Here is a 19,272-nt window from a genome sequence, read left to right as displayed (position 1 = left end):
CGACTCATGGGGAGGCGGGGCTGAACTCGGCGACGACCACGGTGATGTCATCTTGCGCCGGGAGGCCGGCGCTGTAGGCCCGCGCATCCGCCAGGATGGCGTCGCGCAGGGCCTCGGCGGACAGATGGGCATGGGCCTGGATGGCGGCGGCCATGCGCTGGGTGCCGTACTGCTTCTGGCTGGCGTCACGCGACTCGGTGAGGCCGTCGGTGTACCAGACGACGATGTCCCCCGGCCGCAGCTGCGCCTGGCGCGAGGTGTACTGCGAGCTCACCGACGCACCCAGCAGCAGGCCGCGCGCGGGCAGAGAGGCCACCTGGCGCGTCTGGCGGTTGAAGACGAGGGGGCTGGGGTGGCCACCGCTCGCGTAGTCGATGACGCCCGTCTGCACGTCGATGACGGCCAGCGCGCTGGACATCTGGTGCTCGCCGCGGCCCACGTGGGCCAGGGTGATGTTGAGCGAGGAGATGAGGAGCTGGGCGTTGATCTCCGAGGGCGGGCGCATGGTCATGGCGGCGGCGAAGCCGCTGGTGGCGCTGGTGGCCACGAGGGCGGTGGCCAGACCGTGGCCGGTGACGTCGCCAATGCCCACCACCACGCGCTGCTCGTCCAGGGCGGCGCGCATCCACCAGTCGCCGCCGCAGGCATCCGCGGTGACCACGAGCCCGGCGACACGCAGGGGGCCCACCTGGAGGCCCTCGCGGCCCGGGAGCAGGGTCTCCTGCACGGTGCGCGCGAGCGACACGTCGCGCTCGAGCTGCGCCTTGGTGCGCACGTCCTCCAGCAGCACCTTGATGCGCTCGGCCATGTGGTTGAACACGGCCCCGAGGGTGACGACCTCGCGACCGGCGCCGCGAGCCTCCTCGGCGCGCGCGGTCAGGTCACCGGCGGCCAGCTGCATCACCTTGCCGGTGAGCGCGCCCAGCGGCCGGGTGATTCGGCGGCTCTGGAAGGCCACCAGCACGCCGGCCAGCAGCACGAAGCCCACGCCCAGTCCCGCCATGGTGACGGTGTTGCGGCGCAGCGCCTCGGCGCGCGTCCCCTCCAGCTCGTTCAGCGTCTTCTGGAGCGCATCCAGCGAGTAGCTGATGAGCACCACGCCCTTGCCGCTCTGGGCGCCGTAGTCGATGGGCTCCTGGTACTCGATGATGGGCTTGCCCTGGTACAGGGCGCTCGCCCAGTGCCGCTCCGGCTTGCGATCGGTGGACTCCCCCAGCTTCGCCTCGACATCCGAGTCCGCCACCAGCAGCCCCTCGGCGTCGTACATCCGCACCCGGAGGATGTTGGGGTTGTCGCTGATGATGGAGCGCGCCACCTCGCCCAGGAAGGCGTAGTTGTTGTCGCGCAGCGACGTGGCCGAGGTGAGGGCCAGGGTGTGGCTGAGCGTCTGGCCCAGCTCGCGCGCCTGATCCTGGATGCGCGCCTTGAAGCGCTCGGAGGTGTCCTCGAACTGGGCCTTGCTGGACATGGTGGCCACGAAGGCCAGCAGGCCCACCACCAGCACCAGCAGGGAGCCCGTGGTGACCAGGAGGATCTGATCCAGCCGCCAGCCGCGGATGGCGGCCACGTCGGGCAGCTCGCCGGCCTCCAGCGGCGCGACGATGGTGCTCGTCATCTGCCGCGGATGCAGCGGAGAGAGCGAGGTCGCGGTGTAGCTGGCCGCGACGTTCGTGTGCGTGGCCGTGACGTCGCCCAGGCCGGGCTGCGGGGAATAACCCTCCGCTTCAGGCTCGAGCGAGGGATCGGGTTTGGGCGAGAGATTGGATTTCGACAAGGGTTCACCCGGAGCGGCACTCACCGCGCTTCGGATAAGGGGGGTTCCGTCCACTTTATCGCAAATTCCGAAGAAACCTAGGGGGTGCAGGGATCGGCCTGGATGTGCGGGGGCGGATTCACTTGACGGCTTGGTTCGACCCATGAATGCGGGCGCTCGGCTGCCCGCTCCCCCACCATGAGCCGTCCTACTCACGAGCAACAGCCCCGCCGCCCCCCCGGTCCGCCCTCCTTATAGAGGTACGAGAGAGGCACGCCGCGGCGCGGCAAGAATCCGGGACGAAGGGAGAGCATGGGGTGCTTGAGCTTTCGGGGCACCTTTGCGGTATAGGGGGCCCGTTCCCTCCCCTTTCTCACCCAGAGAGACGCGCGTGTCCAAACCCCGCCTCCTCAACCGCGAAGAAGACTCGCTCCCGCTCGATCGGGAGCTCCTGGTCCGGATGCACGACCTGATGGTGAAGGCGCGCGTCCTCGAAGAGCGCCTCATCCAGATGTACAAGCAGGGTCACGGCTACTTCTGGATTGGCGGCCCCGGCGAGGAGGCCTTCAACGTCCCGCTCGGCCTGCTGATGAAGAAGGGCCAGGGCCCGGCCTACGACTACCTGCACGCGCACTACCGCCAGTCGGCCACGATGCTGGCCCTGGGCGAGGAGCCCATCGGGGCGATGCGGCAGATGAAGAGCACGGCCTCGGACCCCTACTCCGGCGGCCGCAACTTCGCGGGCCACTTCTCCAAGCGCGCCTGGAACGTCACCCCGGTGTCCTCCCCCATCGAGGTGCAGTACGTGATGGCTCCGGGCACGGCGCTGGCGCAGAAGCGCCACGGCGGCGAGGGCATCAGCATCGTCACTGGCGGTGACGCGGGCACGGCCGAGGGCGATTTCGCCTCGTGCCTCGTGTGGAGCTCGCGCCCCGGCAACGAGCTGCCCCTCCTCATCATCGTCACCAACAACAAGTGGGGCATCTCCACGCCGGCGGAGACGCAGCACGGCGAGACCCACGTGGCGGATCGCGGCAAGGCCTTCAACATCCGCACCAAGACGATCGACGGGAACGACCCCATCAACTCCTACCAGGAGCTGCGGGAGGCGATGGAGTACGTGCGCAAGGAGCGCAAGCCGTTCCTGCTGGAGGCCAATGTGTCGCGCCTCTACGGGCACTCCTCGGCGTCTGGCGCCAACCTCGTGGGCAACGAGCAGGACTGCCTGACCCAGTTCGAGGCCCGGCTGGAGAAGCACGGCCTGCTCTCCCGCAAGGAGATGGACGAGCTGCGCAACCGCTACACCGAGGACATGGCCGCCATGGCCCGCCAGGTCATCCAGGAGCCGCTGCCGGGTCCCGAGACCATCTGGAACAACATCTACGCGGAGAGGAAGTAACCCATGGCCAACATGGCACAGGCCGTTCGCATGGCCCTCCACTACGCCGAGACGCACCTCGGCGTCACCGACATCTTCGGCGAGGACGTGGGCGCCCCCCTGGGCGGCGTCTTCACCGCCACGCAGGGTCTCAAGACGGCGTGGAACTCGCCCCTGGACGAGCGCGGCATCATCGGCATGGCCATCGGTCTGGCCATGGGCGGCGCCAGGCCCGTCGCGGAGATCCAGTTCGCCGACTACATCTACAACACCATCGATCTGCTGAAGATCGCCGGCAACACCTGCTGGGCCACCAACGGGGACTGGAATCTGCCCATGGTGGTGAAGACCCCGGTGGGCAGCGGCATCCGCGGCTCCATCTACCACTCGCACTCCTTCGACGCGACGGCGACGCACATCCCGGGCTGGAAGATCGTCATCCCCTCCAACCCGCTGGACGCGTACGGCCTGATGATCTCCGCCTGCCAGGAGATCAACCCCGTCATGTACCTGGAGCCCAAGGCGCTCCTGCGCGTCAAGGGGGAGGAGCGGATTCCGGGCGAGCCGGAGAACGACAAGCTGCTGTCGAAGATGATCGACGCGCCGCTGGGAGACCGCTCGCAGTGGAAGCCGCAGTGGCCGGAGCTCGAGGCCTACGCGGTGCCCATCGGCAAGGGCAAGGTGGTACGCACCGGCTCGCAGGTGACGGTGGTGAGCTACGGCCGCACGCTGCCCTTGTGCAAGAAGGCCGCGGACGACCTGGCCGCCGAGGGCGTGGACGCCGAGGTCATCGACATGCGCACCCTGTGGCCCTACGACTGGGAGCTCATCAAGGGCTCCGTCGAGAAGACGGGCCGCGTGCTGTACGTCAACGAGGACACCGAGGTGACGAACTTCGGCGAGCACCTGGTGCGCCGCACGGTGGACGAGCTCTTCTACAAGCTGGTGGCCCCCCCTCGGCTGCTCGCCGGCAAGTTCGTGCCGGGCATCGGCCTGGCGGACCCGCTGGAGATGGCCTCGGTGCCCCAGCAGGGGGACATCACCTCGGCCATCCGCGCGCTGGCCTCCGAGCAGCCGTAGTTCTCATTCCCCAAGAGGGGTGTGATGCACACACGGGGCGGCCCGGATTCGAGTCCGGGGCCGCCCTGTGCCTTTTCGTGGATGCCTGCTCCCTGTAGACTGGGGCAGCCGTGCAATCAACGCCCACGAAAACTCCCGTTCCGGACGCTCCCCCCTTCCGCATCCGCCGCGCTCGTCGAGGCGACGCGGAGAGCCTCGCCGCGCTGTTGCGCGAGATGGGCTATCCCCATGGCTCGGATGCCCAGACGGTCCATTGGGTCATCAGCCACCCGGAGATTGAAATCTTCGTGGCGGCCGACTCGCAGGATCGGCCCGTGGGCATGGTGTCGCTGTCGCACCGGCCGCAACTGAGGCTGCGCGGGCGCATCGCCACGGTGGACGAGCTGGTGGTGACGGAAACCTGGCGGCGCCGCGGCGTGGGCCGGGCGCTCATGCAGCAGGTGGTGGAGCGCTGTGGCGCCCGGGCGCTGAGCGTCAAGCGCCTGGAGGTGGGTGGCGCCTACGCCGTGGAGGAGCTGCGCGCCTTCTACGAGGCCTGCGGCTTCGTGCAGGTGGAGCGCATGGTGCTGCGCTACGCGGAGTTGGAGCGCCAGCACGGCTAGCGCTCCCCGGGGCCGCGACGAGCGCCTCAGCGCTTGAAGCTGGCCACGACGGCCTGGAGGCGGATCTGGTCCGCCTCGCTCACGTTGATGAAGCGCACGCCGATCGCCTCGGCGTCATCGCGCACCCACGAGATGAGGCCCTCGAGGTCGAAGTCCTGGCCGCTCACGGTCATCTGAAGGCGCACGCGCGAGCCCACGTCGTAGGAGCGGCGCGTGCGCAGGCACAGCCCTCCCGCCGACAGGTTGAGCGAGTACGCGCGCAGCGCACGCGCGGCGTCCGTCGCCTCCTGGAAGTGGAGCTCGAACGTCGCCGACACCCGCTCATGGGCCCTCCGGTTGGCGTGCAGCACCGCCGATGTGTCTTCAGCCTCGGCCGTTTTCATGGTCATGCGCACTTATTTCCTCGGGCGTGTTTCGGGTAGGAGGTCCCTTGAATAGGCCGTCCGCGATGATGACGCATCAGGATTGGGACCTCATGACGGCCGCAAGTGTCGGCTGTCCCCCAGGTCTTGTTCAAGGGGGGCCCGTTTCTCCCCGGACGTCTTATTAGTCCCGTTCGTAACTCCAGCGAGGACAAGGTATGCGGGCGAATGTTCTTCTTTTGAGCAGTGTCCTCGTCGTGGGACTGCTGGTCGGGGCCTGCCGCGACGGTGGGAGTACGGGCAACGACTCGGGCAGTGAAAATGGAGGGCCGGACGCATCGATGGATGGGGGGGACGGGGGGGGTGGAGACACGCCGGACGCGGATGGCGGGGGGACGACGGTCTCGAGCTGTGACGTGGTGCGGCAACAGGGGTGCGACGCGGGCGCGCTGTGCCTGCGGGGAGTGCTGGAGGGCGGTGGGCAGGGCAACCGCTGCTTCCCGGGTGAGTGCGATCCGGTGGCGCAGGACTGCCCGACGGGAAAGAAGTGCGCCTACGTGCTCCAGGGAAGCGCGAGGAGCCGCCTGTGCGTGCCGGACGGGACGGTGACGGCGGGCGGGGTCTGCCAGAGCACGAAGACGACGGAGGGCGACTTCTACGACACGTGCAAGGCGGGGTTGTCCTGCACGGATCAGCCGGCGGCGGACGGGGGCACGGCCTTCGTGTGCAAGAAGTTCTGCCATGGCAACGAGCAGTGCACGGCACCGGGCGAGTGCATCGAGGTGCTGCGCTTCGAGGGCTCGGACGAGTTGCCGCGGGTGTGCGCGGAGCCGGGGCCCAAGTGCGAGCTGCTGGCCCAGGGCTGCGCGAGCGGACTGGGGTGCTACCCCTCGCCGACGAGCGGGCCGGTGTGCGTGACGGCGGGGGCGGCGGAGGACGGGACGGCGTGCACGTACTCGAATGACTGCCGGCCGGGGAGCGCGTGCGTGAAGGACGGAGCGGGGCTGGTGTGCCGCCGGCTGTGCCGCAGCCCGTCGGGAGAACCGGGCTGCGCGACGGGCCACTGCGAACCGCTTCAGGGCTTCACGGGCGTGGGCGCCTGCGTGCCCTGAAGCCTCACCCCGTGTTGCGCATGCCCGCGGCGATTCCGGCCAGCGTGAGCAACAGGGGCCGGTCGCAGTTCTTCTGCCCCGCCCTCTTCCGCCGCATCAGCTCCACCTGGAGGAAGGACATGGGGTCCACGTAGGGATTGCGCAGGGCGATGCTCTGCTTCAATTGCAGGTTGTTCTCCAGGAGGCGCGACTCGCCCGAAACGCGCTTCACCCAGCGGCGGGTGCGTGAGTACTCGGCGCGGATGCGCTCCCACAGCGGCTTGGTGGACTCGGGCGCCAGCGCCGCGTAGCGCGAGGCAATCGCCATGTCCGACTTCGCCAGCACCATCGCCACGTTGTCGATGACGGTGTGGAAGAAGGGCCACTGGCGGTACATGCGCTTGAGCTGCGCGAGGCCCTCGGGCCGCGAGCCGTACTCCTCCAGCGCCGAGCCCACGCCGTACCAGCCCGGGACGATGGCCCGGTTCTGCGTCCAGGCGAAGACCCAGGGAATCGCACGCAGCGACTCCAGTCCCCCAGCGGCGCGCTTGCTGGGTCGCGAGCCGATGGGCAGCGCGGCGATCTCCTCGATGGGCGTGGCGGCCATGAAGAACGGGACGAACCGTGGGTCCTCCCAGACGAGCGCGCGGTAGGAGCGGCGACCGATCTCCGCCAGCTCGTTGAAGGCGGCGAGGAAGGGCCCTTCCTCCTCGGGTGCCACGCGGGGCTGGGCATCGAGCGAGTGCAGCAGTACCCCGCTGAGCACCAGCTCCAACGTGCGCCGGGCCAGCTCGGGCCGGGCGTACTTGTGGTCCAACGCCTCGCCCTGCTCGGTGGCCTTGTACGTGCCGGCGACGCTGCCGGGCGGGAGCGCGAGGATGGCCTCGTGCGCCGGGCCACCACCTCGGGCCACCGTCTCGCCACGGCCGTGGAAGAGACGCAGCCGCACACCGGCCTCGTGGGCCACCTGCGTGAGCGCGGTCTGGGCGCGGTAGAGCCCCGCGCTGGCGGCGAGCAGCCCCACCTCCTTGCCCGAGTCGCTGTAGCCCACCATCACCTCCTGCACGCCCCTGGCCTGGAGGTGCCGGCGGTACTCGGGGTGGGCGAACAGCTCACGCAGGATGCGGGGCCCCTCATCGAGCGCGCCGAGCTGCTCGAAGAGCGGCACCACGTCCACGGTGGCGCACCCGCGTGACTCGTCCCACAGGCCAGACTTGCGCGCGCAGGTGAAGGCCGCGAGCACGTCCTCGGCACTCGAGGCCATGGAGAGGATGAGCGTGCGGCAGCTCCCCTCTCCCGACTCGGCCTGCGCCTCGCGCATCCGCTGGAGCACGGCCAGCAGCCGCGCGCCCCCCTCCGTCGGAGCGGGCCCCCCCTCCAGCGACGCGGCGCCGCTACGAGCGTCCTCGGCGGGCGCGCGCACCTCCAGCTCGGCCAGGTGGAAGCCCATGACACGCACCAGGGCGTTGAGGCGGCGAACCTTCCGCAACCCGGCCTGCCGTGCCTTGGCCTCGACGAGGGAGCGCTCGATGAGCTCCAGGTCCCCCAGGAACTCCGCGGGCGAGCGATAGGCGGCGGGAGACAGGGGCTCGGTGCGGCCGGCGCGGCGGCCCTCGACGTATGCCAGGGCGGCCTGGATCCGGGCCTCCATGAAGCGCAGCTTGCGGCGCCAGGGCTCGCCCTCGGTGCGAGAGCCGTAACGGGCCATCACCTCCGGCAGCTCCGCGGCATCCTTCGCCAGCGAGGCCTTCAGCTCCTGCGAGACGAACGTGTGCCGCTCGGACTGCGTGAGGACCCAGCCGAGCCGGTACACCTGGTTCAGCAGGGCGCGAAGGCCGCGGGCCCGGTGGGCGCGCAGCGTGTCCGCCAGGACGTCCGGTGTCACCAGCGGGTTGCCGTCCATGTCGCCGCCCACCCACGAGTGCAGGCGCACGGGCGTGGCGAGCACGCCCAGGGGCTCGCCGTAGGCGCGCTCGAAGGCCCAGTCGAGCGTCTCCGGCATGAGCGCGAGCTGCTCGCCGAGCACCTCCTCCACGTACCAGAGGGCGTTCTTCACCTCGTCGCCCACGGTGGGCCGCTCGCGGCGCAGCTCGTCCGTCTGCCAGAGGGCGGTGATCTCCTCGCGCATGGACGTGTGGACATCGGCCTTCTCGCGCGGGGTGAGGTGGGTGCGATCCCTCTCCTCGAGCAGCCGCGCGAGGCGATAGGTCTTCTCCAGCACCGTGCGGCGCGCCGCCTGGGTGGGGTGCGCGGTCAGGGTGAGCGTCACCCGCATGGACATGAGCAGCTCGCGCACGCGCGAGGCGGGGATGCCGGCCTGCCGCAGCGACTGCATCACCGCGTCGAGCGAGCCACGCTGCGAGCCCTGCGTGCCACCGCTGCTGGCATGCTCGCGGGTGCGGCGCATGCGGTGGTGCTGCTCCGCGAGGTTGACGAGGCGGAAGTACGTGGAGAAGGCGCGCAGCACCGGCTCCGTCTGCTCGACGGGGATGTCCCGGAGCAATGCGGCCAGTTGCGTGGCCGCGGCCCGGCGGCCCGACTTCGGCCCCCTCCGCCGCTCGATGGAGAGGCGCCGGACGCGCTCCTCCAGGTCGAAGAGGGACTGGCCCTCCTGCTCGATGAGGACCTCGCCGAGCAGTCGGCCCAGGAGCCGGACGTCCCGGCGCAGCTGAAGATCGATGTGACGGATGGGAGGCATACGGGGCGTGAAGCTAGTGCCCTCGCCTGCCCCGATCCACCCTTACGTCCCGATACGGCGCAGGGTGAGCAGCGGACCGTCGTCCACCTTGCGTCCGGTGAGGTCGATGGCGCAGTCGAGCATCCAATCGCCATGGCCCTCGGGGTCGAGAATCCGCTGCTGCACCTCCCACTGGCGAGGGCCCGTCTCCTTGAGAACGGTATTGGCCGGCCGGCGCGCCTGCGGGGTGAGCACCACGGTCCCGTTCGCCTCGAAGTAGGGCTTCATCGCCGCCTCCAGCTTCGCCACCGTCCACTGCTCCCCTCCCTCGTCCATCCACAGCAGCGCGAGCGCGTCCGGGTAGCGCCTGTACGCGAGCGCCCGCAGCAGCCGGTGCAGCTCGTTGCGCACGTGCGCCGCGAAGGCCCGAGGATCGTCCGTGAGATCCTGCGGTCGCCGGTCCGGAGCCTCGGCCTTGCGGATGACCACCTCGCCCGGGTTCTTCATCCGCTCCCACTCTTCCAGGAGGCTCTGGTCGACGTGGCGGATCATCGCGCGCATCCAGTCGATGATCTCATTGACCTCCGGGTTGCGGTAGCGCTCGGGCACCGTCTGGGTGAGCGCCTTGTAGACGTCCCCGAGGTAGCGCAGCAGCACGCCCTCGCTGCGCTGGAGGTCGTACTGGCGCACGTAGTCGTGGAAGGACAGGTACCGCTCGTACATGTCGCGGACGATGGACTTGGGCCGGATGTTCTCCGCGCCCACCCACGGGTGCTTCTCCGCGAAGGCATTGAAGGTGGTGTAGATGAAGTCCCGGTTGGGCTTGGGCCACTCGAGATTCTCCAGCTCCTCCATCCGCTGGTCGTACTCCATGCCCTGGGCCTTCAGCTCGTTGATCTTCTGGCCCTTGAGCTCGTGCAGCTGGGCGTAGAGCACCACGTCCGGGTTCTCGGCGATGGACTCCACCAGCGTCACCACATCCAGCGCGTACGTCTCCGCCTCGTGGTCCAGCTTGTTCAGCGTGTCCAGCAGGTAGAGCGACAGGGTCTGGTTGAGCGAGAAGTCCCGCTGGAGCCCCGGGGCCAACGCCACCGTCGCGCCCGAGCCGCCCTCGCCCTTCTGCACGAGCACCAGGCCCGCGTTGCGCAGGGTGCGGAAGCACGCCGCCGCCTCCTTCAGGTTGCGGCGCTTGATGTATTCCGAGCCATGCGAGCGGAAGATGAGCCGCACCAGTCGCTGGTAGCCCTCGGCCCCACCCACCATCTCGCTCTGGAGCAGGTTGAGGAGGAAGCCGTGCGTCACCTCGAAGCGGGACTCCAGCGGCTCGGGGAGCCCGGTCTGGAGGCGCTCGAAGGTGTTCTTGTCGTAGTTGACGAAGCCCTTCTGCGGAGGCTGCTTGCGGGGCAGACGCTTGCCGCCCTTCGCCTCCTTCTGGGCGATCTTCACGTTCTCGATCATGTGCTCGGGCGCCTGCACCACCACGCTGCCCTGGGTGTCGAAGCCCTTGCGACCCGCGCGCCCGGCGATCTGCTGGAAGTCGCGCACGCTCAGCGTGGCCAGCTTGTCGCCGTTGAACTTGAAGAGCTGCGTGAAGAGCACCGTGCGGATGGGGATGTTCACCCCCACGCCCAGTGTGTCCGTTCCGCTGATGACCTTGAGCAGGCCCGTCTGCGCCAGCTTCTCCACCATCAGCCGGTACTTGGGCAGCAGGCCCGCGTGGTGCATCCCGATGCCGTGGCGCAGGAAGCGCTGGAACTCCTTGCCGTAGGGCGTGTCGAAGGGCGCCTCCATCAGCGCCTGACGGATGGCCTCCTTCTCCTCCTTGGTGGAGAAGTCCACGCTCATCAGGTTCTGGGCCTGCTCGGCCGCGGCTCGCTGCGAGAAGTTCACCAGGTAGATGGGCGCCTTGCCCACGCGGATGAGATCCTGGAGCGTCTCGTGCAGCGGCGTCTCGCGGTACTCGAAGTCCAGCGGCACCGGGCGGAGCGCGCTGCGCACGCTGGCCACCTCGCGGCCGGAGAACTCCTGGAGCCGCTCCTCGATGAGGTGCGTGTCGCCCAACGTCGCCGACATCATCAGGAACGTGGTCGTCGGCAGGGTGATGAGCGGCAGCTGCCAGGCGATGCCGCGCTCGCGATCCGCGTAGTAGTGGAACTCGTCCATCACCACGTAGTCCGCGCGCAGGGTGGCGTCGCGCAGGGCCAGGTTGGAGAGGATTTCCGCCGTGCAGCAGAGGATGGGCGCCTCGCGGTTGATGGCCGCGTCGCCGGTGAGCAGGCCCACGTTCTCCGGGCCGAAGGCCTCGCACAGGGCGAAGAACTTCTCGTTCACAAGCGCCTTGATGGGGCAGGTGTAGAAGGACACCTTGCGCTCGGCCATGGCCTTGAAGTGCAGCGCCATGGCCACCAGCGACTTGCCCGAGCCGGTGGGCGTCTTGAGGAACAGATGCTTGCCCCCCAACAGCTCCAGGATGGCCTCCTCCTGCGCCGGGTAGAGGGACAGGCCCGTGGACTCCACCCAGCCCACGAAGCGGCTGAGAACCTCGTCGGAGCTCAAGGGACCCTGCGAGCGGTCGGGTAGCAGCGCCGCGAGCGGCGCACGGGAGGTTTCGATCGTGACCATGGAGGAGCGGACTCTAGGCGGGGCCGCCCGGAACCTTCTAGAGGTAACGGATGGAGCCCTCTCCCCCATTCCGTCTCAGCGGGGGGAGCGCCGGCCCCGCCGCGCCAGCAACGGCAGCAGCGCCAACGCCCATGCCAGCGCCACGCCCGGTGACACCGCTCCACAGCCGCACCCGGGCAACGGTGTCGGCTCCGGCCGCGGCTCTGGCTCTGGTTCCGGGTCGGGGTCCGGGTTCACACGGCAGGGAGAGGTCCAGGTGACGGGGCTCTCGGGGGGCGCGCTCGTTCCCGGCGCCACGGGCCCCGAGCCCCACATCTCCCGGCCATGCACCCCGTCATCCGCCAGGAAGTAGAACCGGTCCCCCACGGCCAGCGCCGGTGCCTCCGGATTCGAGCCCCCGGGCCCCGGGCGGATGTCCCCGGCGAGCACCGTCCCCGCCAGCGTCCCATCGCTTTTCCACAGCTCGCGCCCGTGCGTGCCATCGTCCGCGGTGAAGAAGAGCTTTCCGTTCACGTGCTCCAACATCGTGGGGTTCGAGCCGAGGGCGCCCGGGGCAATGTCCGCGAGCATCACCGTCCTCTCGGGCGTCCCCTCACTCACCCACGGCTCGCGCCCGTGGACTTCGTCGTAGGCGTTGAAGAGGAGCCGAGAGCCCAGAGCCCTCAAGTCGGAGGGCACGCCTCCACCGGGACCCTGCAGGAAGTCCTTGAACAGGCACGTGCCCTCCCTCGTCCCATCGGTGATCCACAGCCCATCACCGGGCAGCTTCCCATCACCGGAGAAGAGGGCCTGCCCGCCCACGATCTCCATGTTGATGTCGATCGGGCGCCAGAAGGGTTCCAGCAGGAACGGGGTGAGCATGAAGGATCCCTCCCGGGTGCCGTCACTCCTCCAGAGACCGCGCCCAGCTCCATTGATTCCCGTGAAGAGGGCCACCCCGTTCAGCATCCCCATGCCGCGGAGGCCACGGTCCCTGTGCTCGGGGGGATATTCAAGGTTCTCCCTGTCGAGCAAGGGAGTCGAGCCCGCCACGGCTCCATCCGTCCTCCAGAGATAGAAGTCGGAGATCAGGGTCGTCCCAGGCAACTCGGCCACATCCCTCACCCCTTGATTCCGAATGAGGGGAAACGTCCCTTCCACCGTCCCATCACTCCTCCACGTCCATATCGCCGTGGGCAGCCCCCCATCTGCCTCCTGCCCAAAGTCCGGGAAGTAGGCCAACCCGTGGGCCTTGCGCATCACCTTGGGGTTCAAGCTGGGGGTGAGGGCCTTGAGCCGACTCGCGCCCGTGGCCGTCCCATCACTCCTCCACAGCTCATCGCTGAAGGCGAAGAGGAGCGTTGCCTCCAGCTCCATCAACTCCAGCGGAACTCTCGGGTGGATCAGGGACGTGCCAGCGGACGATCCATCGCTGCGCCACACCCCGCTCGAGGTGGCCCCCCCGCCGCTCAGCAGCAGCGACCCCTTGAACGCGAGCGCCTTGAAAGCGGAGCTGGCGGGATGGGTGTCGAGGTCCTTGACGAGCACGGTGCCCGCCTCCGTCCCATCGCTCTTCCACAGCCCGTCCGCCACCAGCAGGAAGAGCGGACCACCCGGCGCATCTCGCAGTACGGGCGGCCCTACCTCTTTCGGGAACGTCTCGAGGACGAAGGTACCCGCCTCCGTCCCATCGCTCCTCCACCACCGGAAGGCGCCCGCCGCGTCCCGCTCGAGGAAGAAGAGCAGCCCCTGGGACACGAGCGAGGACGTGAACTCCAGGCCCGCAGCGCCGGGAACGGTGTCCTTGACGAGCACGGTGCCCGCCTCTGTCCCGTCGCTCTTCCACAGTTGGCGGTGAATGCCTCCCACTGGCTCGGGGAGCTCCACGAGGAAGAAGACGCCATCCCTCGCGGCGACCATGGTGTTGGCGTAGCCGATTCCCCCGAAATCCTTGACGGCACGTGTGCCAGCTACCGTTCCGTCACTGCTCCGCAGGACGGCTCTGGAGAAGAAGTAGAGCCTCCCGTTCCAGACCACGGGGCCGTCGGAGAACAGGTCGTCAGGTCCCAGTTGGAACGTACCGGCCGGCGTCCCGTCACTGACCCAGATGCCGGAGGGGCCGGAGGCGGAGGAGAAGAAGAGCGTCTCACCCAGCACCGCCAGGAGCTTGGGCCGCCCTCCTTCAGGGCCCGGCCGGAGCTCCCGGATGAGGAAGGTCCCGGGCCCCGTCCCTCACTCACCCACAACTCCCGGCCCTGGACCCCATCATCGGCGGAGAAGAAGACCCGATGGCCCACGGTCGCCAGATGGATGGGGGTCGAGGACTCGGTGCCCGGAGTCAGATCCGCGACGAGGGAGGGCATTACCGGAGCGCTCTGGGCCCACCCTTCGAGGGCCCCACACACCACGGCCAGACAGAGCATCGACGACACACGGGATCGCAATGGATCTCCCCTTCCGCTCCACGCCGGCCCGTGAGAAGCGCTGTATCCCTCCATCCTACATCATGAGACAGCACCCGCTGTGAAACCCCGAATCACTTCGAGTTCCGTCCACGTACTCCGTCCCGGATTTTTGTTCACTGGATGTGCATAAGTGCATGCTCCCTGAACAGGCATGTAGCGTGGACGGCTGCCAACCGGATATACCGACAGCCCTATGGCCGGCGAACAGCTCGTCTATGCAGGGACCGTCGAAGCGCTCTTCCTCAAGGCGCTCGAGAACCGACTCACGCCCGCGTGCCGCATGCGCCTGCGCGAGGCGGGACTCGACCTTGAGCAGAAGCTCTCTCCCACCTACACGCTTGAGCAGTGGAAGCAGTACCTCCGCATCGCGGCGGATCACGTCTACGCGGGAATGCCCACCGAGGCCGCCTACTACTCGCTCGGTGAGCGCTTCATCGATGGCTACTTCGCCACCCTCTTCGGGCGCGCCCTGCTCGGTATGGTCCGGCTGGCCGGTCCCCGGAGGGTCCTGACGCAGGCGAAGCTCGGCTTCCGGACCAGCACCAATTGCAGTGAGGTGCGAATCGTGGAGCGCAGCCCCACCTCCATGGAGATGTGGGTGAACGACATCATGGCGGATCAGCCGACCTTCGCGGCGGGCGTACTGGCCCGGACGGCGGAGCTGGCCGGTGGGCAGCGGGTCGCCGTCGTCCCCGAGGGCTTCGACGGGCAGTCCGCCACCTACCACGTCCGCTGGTCCGAGCAGGCCGACGCCGTGGTCGAGCCCCAGCTCGCCTCGAGCGGCGGAGAGTCCGCGACGCGGCCTCCGGCGTAACCGGCGGGCTTCGCGAGACGGAATCGGAGGGTCACCGCCTGCGGGGGGTGACCCTCTTCTCCTTTATAGGGGTCAGCGCACGGACCACTGAGGGTGGGCGAGCACCCGCGCCTCGAGCTCCGGCGTCAGGGGCTCCCCATGAGGCGTCCGGGACGAGGAGCGGCGCCACCGGTCCAGCCAGCGCTCCCCGAGGGGGACGGTCAGGGACTCGCGGCGCGTGGCGGCCACCGTGGTCTCCCCCTTCGCGCCCGTGGACAGGCCCGCCCCCACGTAGAAGCCCGCCAGCAGCAGGGTGACGCGGGTGGGCGTGGCCGCGCTGTACGTCATCAGCAGCGCCCCCTCCCCGTCCTCCCGGCAGCAGGCCCGCACCCGCGCCAGTACCGCCGTCGTCCACATCTCCGGGTTGGAGGCCGGGGAGAACGGGTCGAAGAACACCAGGTCCGCCCTCGGCAGCCCCGCCCCGATGTACCCCTGGGCATCCCCCAGGTGCAGCCGCCAGCGCAGGCCCTCGCCCTCCCACACCCCGTCACGCATGAGGGCCTCGGCCGCCTCGCGGAAGGGTTGCAGGAAGGGGAAGCCCGCCGCGTCCGCCAGCGCGAGCCGCAGGGGCGCCAGGTCCACCTCGAAGCTCACCACCTCCAGCGCGCGCCGGCGCTCGGCGCCCAGCTCTCGCGCGCAGGTGAGCGCCGCCACCGCGTTGGTGGCCGCCCCCAGGCCCACATCGTGGATGACGAGGGGCGCGCCGGGGGTACGCAGGCGCTCGGCCAGCCGCGGCTGCTCCACGTAGAGGCGCAGGGCCTCCTGCCACGGGCCCACCGCGGGGTGCATCACCTCGCCATGCCCGAGGTGCCGCACTGCCCGCGAGCCGTTGCGCAACGTCACCAGCTCGAAGTCGCCGTCGCGAGGGTTCTCGGAGTCCAAGCGCTCAGCCCACTTCCTTGAGGGTGACGGCCCCGGGGCCCACCTCGAGCTTCGCGTCCTTGAGGTCCTTGGGCGTCGCCACGGCCTGCTTCAGCTCGCGGTAGGCCTGGGCGTAGGAGCCCTTGAGGATGGCATCGCGCATCTTCCAGGTGAGCTGCTGGTAATGGTGCACGTTGTGTACGGACAGCATGCGCGAGCCCGTGTGGTGCTTGCCGCTCATGAGGTGCTGGAGGTAGCCGCGGCTGAAGCGCTTGCACACGTAGCAGTCGCACGTGGCGTCCAACGGCTCGTCCGACAACCGGAACGCCTGGCGGGTAATCCGGACGAGGCCCTGGAAGGTGTAGGCGTAGCCCTGCTGCGCCATCTTCGTGGGGATGATGCAGTCGAACATGTCCACGCCCCGGAGCACGGCCTCCAGCAGGTCCGTGGGAGTGCCCACGCCCATGAGGTAGCGCGGCTTGTCCTGGGGCAGCGACGCGGCGGCGCGCGCCGTCATGGCCTTGCGCTCCTCGTTCGTCTCGCCCACCGCGAGGCCGCCAATGGCGAAGCCGTCGAAGGGGTGCTGGGTGAGGAAGGCGGCGCTCTCGTCGCGCAGGTGCGGGTGGACGCCGCCCTGGACGATGGCGAAGAGGGCCTGGCCGGTGTCCACCTGATTCTTGGCCGCGAGGCTGCGCAGCGCCCAGCGGTGGGTGCGCTCCATGGCCTCGCGCGTGCCGGGCTCGTCCGTGCGCGAGTCGATGCACACGTCCAACACCATCATGATCTCCGAGTTGATCGCCTGCTGCATGGCGATGCTGGACTCGGGGCTGAGGAGCTGGCGGCTGTTGTCGTAGAAGCTGCGGAAGTGCGCGCCCTTCTCGGTGATGAGCCGATCCTCGGGGAGGGAGAAGATCTGGAACCCGCCCGAGTCGGTGAGCACCGCCCCATCCCACTGCATGAAGGGGTGGATGCCGCCGAAGCGCTGGAACACGTCGATGCCCGGCTTGAGCATCAGGTGGTACGTGTTGGACAGGAGGATCTTCGCCCCGGTGGCCTTCACCTCCTCCATGCCGAGGTGGCGGAAGGAGGCGTGGGTGCCCACCGGCATGAAGACGGGCGTGGGGATGGAGCCACGGCGGGTGTGAAGCACCCCGGCACGGGCCCCGGTGGGGTCGGTGGTGACGAGCTCGAAACGGACGGCCATTGGCGCCGCCTTATACCCGTGACGGGCGCGGGACATGCCCGCTATCCGCATGGCCGCCCCCCAGCCCGGCATCCCACCGTGTAGGCGGACGCCCTTACTCGGACCAGAGGAGCGCCAGGTCGAACTCGATGGCCTCGAACGGCTCGGCGCGGACCCGCTCCTCCCCGGTGAGGGAATGAATGAGGAGCCAGTCGCCCCCCTGGAGCCGAAAGATGTCGAGCGTGCGGGCGAGCGGATCCACATGCCACAGGTGCCGCACCCCTTCCCGGGCGTAGATGCGCATCTTCGGGCCCTTGTCCCTGCGTCGCGTGCGCTCGGAGAGGACCTCACAGCCCCAGTCCGGGGCGAGGTCGTAATGCGCGGGGGCGTCATCCCCTCCGACAGCCTGAGGCAGGCGCTCGCGCCTCCACCCGGCGAGGTCCGGCACCAGCTTGTCTGGACGGGGGCCGAGGTGAAGCTCTGGCTCAACGAGGATGACCCAGCCACCCGGTCCCCCCCTGCCGAACTTGAAGGGCGCCAGGAGGAGGCCTCCCAAGTTCGACGCCACGTTGGCATGAGGGCGAGCCGGGCGAGGGCTGAGGTGCAGTTCCCCATCGAGGATCTCCGCCACCATCTCCTCTGGGGCCGCCTGGAAGGCCGCCTCCACGGACGGGGCGTTTCGCTCGGTGGACTCGGGATCTCGGGGGGCCATGAGAGGGGATTTCATCATGCCCCCCGCGCTGTGCAATCCCGAGACCGGGGTTCAGGGCCCCTCGTCAGAGCGCCAGCAGCGTCTGCTCGATGGGGCGCTCCAGGCCCTCGGCGAAGAAGCGCACGCGCAGGTTGCGGTCCGGGTCCCACCGGCCGCTCGTGCCCAGCTCCAGCACGGCGAAGTTGCGCCGGAACAGCAACCGTCCATCCGGGTTGCCCGGCAGCTCCAGCAGCCTCCCCGTGAAGAGGTCCTGGTACATGTCCACCGACTCGGAGCCCGTGCCCAGCTCCACCACCTTGCGCACCAGCCCGTCGGGTGGCTCGGAGCCGATGCCGCTGGAGACCACCTGGGTGATCTCCGGCTCGTCCGAGTCGTTCCGCTTGTGGGCCGGCATCCGCGAGCGCAGCCGCGCCGTCGTGCCCACGTGCACGTCTCCGCCCAGCAGCGTCACCTCCGTGCCCGGCGCGCGCTTGCGGAACTCGAAGAGTCGGTTGAGCAGCTTGCGCATCTCCTCGCTGTTGTTGGGCGCCATCCACGAGTCCCTCACGTCCCCCAGGAAGGACGTGAGCCCCAGCTTCTCCAGCAGCTTGCACGCCGCCGCCACCTGCGCGTGCAGCGGGGGGATGCCCGTGATGACGAACAGCCGCTCAAGCCCGGCGGACACCTGCGCCTCCAGCCACGCATCCACCTCGGCCCACTGCCGCCGGCCGATGATCGTCTGGTCCCTCCAGCTGCGGTGCGTGCGCCCGTCGAGCACCAGGAAGCCCACGCCGTTGCACACCCACCCGAAGCCGTACGAGTCGCTGAACCCCGGCGGGTTGTGCCGCGCCTGCATCTCCTCGAAGACCGTCCTCGCGGCCTCGAAGAAGGCGCGATCCGCGGGCGTCACCTCGTCGTACGAGCCCCATCCATCGAAGATGTCGTGGTCGTCCCACATCATCAGCGAGGGCACCGAGCCGAGCACCGCGGCCACCTCGGGCCGCTGCCACGTGTCGCAATACAGGCCACGGAAGGCCTCGCGCAGCCGAGGCATCAGCTCCGGGTGGTGCGGTGTCAGGTCGTCGTCCAGGTCATCGCGCTGCCACAGCTCGCGGATGACGTCCGCGTAGATCTGATCCCCCACGTGCAGCAGCAGGTCCACCTCCCCCGCCGCGACGACCTCGCCCAGCCGCTTCCACATGGCATGGCGCCGGCCGTGCTCGCGCACCGTGTGGTCACCAGTGCAGCTCACCAGGCCCACCCGCAGCGGATGGCCGGGTGGAGGCAGCAGCCGGAAGCGCCCGCGGCTCTCGAACCGGGAGAGCTGTTCCAGCGGGGGCAGCCCCTCCACCGTGCCCGAGACGGACACCGCGTACTCGAGGGTGGAGGACTCGGCGAGGCCGTCCAGCTCGAAGGTGCCATGGAAGAAGGAGGAGCCCTCGGGCTGGGTCAGCCGCAGGGTCCGCTCCTGGAACACGCCGTCTCCCGAGCGGAAGGCGAGCCGGGCATGAGCGTGACCCCCCTTCGTGGTGATGCAGATGCGGGCCGTGGTGCTGGTGCAGCAACCCACGGTGGTGATCAACGGCTTCGGCATGGTTCCTCCCGCGCGTTGCCCCCAGCATCCCATGCCAGGAAGCACGAGGCGCTGAGCGCGACTCACGGGGAGCAGGAGACG

14 protein-coding genes are annotated in these 19,272 nt (G+C 69.2%); 5 read left to right on the top strand and 9 right to left on the bottom strand.

Annotation, left to right across the window (positions count from 1 at the left end; translation table 11 throughout):
• Window positions 1–4: 4 nt before the first annotated feature.
• On the bottom strand, window positions 5–1,615 hold the full coding sequence (locus tag VF794_RS09135) for a PP2C family protein-serine/threonine phosphatase (RefSeq protein ID WP_331108832.1): 1,611 nt from the start codon (window positions 1,613–1,615) through the stop codon (window positions 5–7).
• Window positions 1,616–2,144: 529 nt separating this feature from the next.
• On the opposite strand from VF794_RS09135, the gene VF794_RS09130 reads away from it, so the two are divergent.
• From VF794_RS09130 to VF794_RS09120, 3 genes are all read left to right on the top strand, one after another.
• Complete coding sequence (locus tag VF794_RS09130) at window positions 2,145–3,152, top strand: thiamine pyrophosphate-dependent dehydrogenase E1 component subunit alpha (protein ID WP_331108820.1); 1,008 nt, start codon at window positions 2,145–2,147, stop codon at window positions 3,150–3,152.
• Window positions 3,153–3,155: 3 nt separating this feature from the next.
• Complete coding sequence (locus VF794_RS09125; RefSeq protein ID WP_331108818.1) at window positions 3,156–4,211, top strand: alpha-ketoacid dehydrogenase subunit beta; 1,056 nt, start codon at window positions 3,156–3,158, stop codon at window positions 4,209–4,211.
• 110 nt (window positions 4,212–4,321) lie between these two features.
• A complete protein-coding gene (locus VF794_RS09120) occupies window positions 4,322–4,813 on the top strand; it encodes a GNAT family N-acetyltransferase (RefSeq protein WP_331108816.1) in 492 nt (163 codons plus the stop codon).
• A 26-nt stretch (window positions 4,814–4,839) separates the two neighbouring features.
• Here VF794_RS09120 and VF794_RS09115 read toward each other — a convergent pair whose 3' ends face one another.
• Entirely contained in the window at window positions 4,840–5,202 is a 363-nt protein-coding gene (locus tag VF794_RS09115; RefSeq protein WP_331108814.1) for a TIGR02266 family protein, read from the bottom strand.
• A gap of 191 nt (window positions 5,203–5,393) precedes the next feature.
• Here VF794_RS09115 and VF794_RS09110 point away from each other — a divergent pair, with 191 nt between their 5' ends.
• A complete protein-coding gene (locus tag VF794_RS09110) occupies window positions 5,394–6,287 on the top strand; it encodes a hypothetical protein (RefSeq protein ID WP_331108812.1) in 894 nt (297 codons plus the stop codon).
• Between the two features lie 4 nt (window positions 6,288–6,291).
• Here the strand turns inward: VF794_RS09110 and VF794_RS09105 are convergent, their stop codons facing one another.
• The 3 genes from VF794_RS09105 to VF794_RS09095 all read right to left on the bottom strand — a co-directional run bounded on the left by VF794_RS09105 (window position 6,292) and on the right by VF794_RS09095 (window position 13,701).
• The gene (locus VF794_RS09105; RefSeq protein ID WP_331108810.1) at window positions 6,292–8,964 is read right to left on the bottom strand and encodes a phosphoenolpyruvate carboxylase; all 2,673 of its coding nucleotides are present in this window, start codon (window positions 8,962–8,964) and stop codon (window positions 6,292–6,294) included.
• Between the two features lie 42 nt (window positions 8,965–9,006).
• Complete coding sequence (locus VF794_RS09100) at window positions 9,007–11,565, bottom strand: DEAD/DEAH box helicase (RefSeq protein WP_331108808.1); 2,559 nt, start codon at window positions 11,563–11,565, stop codon at window positions 9,007–9,009.
• 75 nt (window positions 11,566–11,640) lie between these two features.
• Window positions 11,641–13,701, bottom strand: coding sequence for an ELWxxDGT repeat protein (locus VF794_RS09095; RefSeq protein WP_331108806.1), 2,061 nt, complete (start codon window positions 13,699–13,701; stop codon window positions 11,641–11,643).
• Between the two features lie 501 nt (window positions 13,702–14,202).
• On the opposite strand from VF794_RS09095, the gene VF794_RS09090 reads away from it, so the two are divergent.
• Complete coding sequence (locus VF794_RS09090) at window positions 14,203–14,823, top strand: TIGR02265 family protein (RefSeq protein ID WP_331108805.1); 621 nt, start codon at window positions 14,203–14,205, stop codon at window positions 14,821–14,823.
• Window positions 14,824–14,895: 72 nt separating this feature from the next.
• On the opposite strand, the gene VF794_RS09085 is transcribed toward VF794_RS09090, so the two are convergent.
• From VF794_RS09085 to VF794_RS09070, 4 genes are all read right to left on the bottom strand, one after another.
• Complete coding sequence (locus tag VF794_RS09085) at window positions 14,896–15,744, bottom strand: tRNA (5-methylaminomethyl-2-thiouridine)(34)-methyltransferase MnmD (RefSeq protein WP_331108803.1); 849 nt, start codon at window positions 15,742–15,744, stop codon at window positions 14,896–14,898.
• Between the two features lie 4 nt (window positions 15,745–15,748).
• The gene (gene tgt / locus VF794_RS09080; RefSeq protein ID WP_331108801.1) at window positions 15,749–16,927 is read right to left on the bottom strand and encodes a tRNA guanosine(34) transglycosylase Tgt; all 1,179 of its coding nucleotides are present in this window, start codon (window positions 16,925–16,927) and stop codon (window positions 15,749–15,751) included.
• A 94-nt stretch (window positions 16,928–17,021) separates the two neighbouring features.
• Window positions 17,022–17,618: a Uma2 family endonuclease gene (locus VF794_RS09075; RefSeq protein ID WP_331108798.1), complete on the bottom strand. Its 597-nt coding sequence runs from the start codon at window positions 17,616–17,618 to the stop codon at window positions 17,022–17,024.
• A 64-nt stretch (window positions 17,619–17,682) separates the two neighbouring features.
• Window positions 17,683–19,191: an alkaline phosphatase D family protein gene (locus tag VF794_RS09070; protein ID WP_331108796.1), complete on the bottom strand. Its 1,509-nt coding sequence runs from the start codon at window positions 19,189–19,191 to the stop codon at window positions 17,683–17,685.
• Between the last annotated feature and the right edge of the window lie 81 nt (window positions 19,192–19,272).

The organism is Archangium sp., assembly GCF_036389735.1.
In the GTDB taxonomy this organism is placed as follows: Bacteria; Myxococcota; Myxococcia; order Myxococcales; family Myxococcaceae; genus Archangium.
The sequence above is the reverse complement of the archived record's forward strand: the minus strand, read 5'-3'. Positions and strand labels throughout refer to the sequence as shown.

What these genes read in the sequence shown, in the direction of transcription:
- VF794_RS09135 (WP_331108832.1), bottom strand. Translation starts at nt 1,615, where the DNA reads ATGACGAGCACCATCGTCGCGCCGCTGGAGGCCGGCGAGCTGCCCGAC.
- VF794_RS09125 (WP_331108818.1), top strand. Translation starts at nt 3,156, where the DNA reads ATGGCCAACATGGCACAGGCCGTTCGCATGGCCCTCCACTACGCCGAG.
- VF794_RS09115 (WP_331108814.1), bottom strand. Translation starts at nt 5,202, where the DNA reads ATGACCATGAAAACGGCCGAGGCTGAAGACACATCGGCGGTGCTGCAC.
- VF794_RS09110 (WP_331108812.1), top strand. Translation starts at nt 5,394, where the DNA reads ATGCGGGCGAATGTTCTTCTTTTGAGCAGTGTCCTCGTCGTGGGACTG.
- VF794_RS09105 (WP_331108810.1), bottom strand. Translation starts at nt 8,964, where the DNA reads ATGCCTCCCATCCGTCACATCGATCTTCAGCTGCGCCGGGACGTCCGG.
- VF794_RS09100 (WP_331108808.1), bottom strand. Translation starts at nt 11,565, where the DNA reads ATGGTCACGATCGAAACCTCCCGTGCGCCGCTCGCGGCGCTGCTACCC.
- VF794_RS09090 (WP_331108805.1), top strand. Translation starts at nt 14,203, where the DNA reads ATGGCCGGCGAACAGCTCGTCTATGCAGGGACCGTCGAAGCGCTCTTC.
- tgt (WP_331108801.1), bottom strand. Translation starts at nt 16,927, where the DNA reads ATGGCCGTCCGTTTCGAGCTCGTCACCACCGACCCCACCGGGGCCCGT.
- VF794_RS09075 (WP_331108798.1), bottom strand. Translation starts at nt 17,618, where the DNA reads ATGGCCCCCCGAGATCCCGAGTCCACCGAGCGAAACGCCCCGTCCGTG.
- VF794_RS09070 (WP_331108796.1), bottom strand. Translation starts at nt 19,191, where the DNA reads ATGCCGAAGCCGTTGATCACCACCGTGGGTTGCTGCACCAGCACCACG.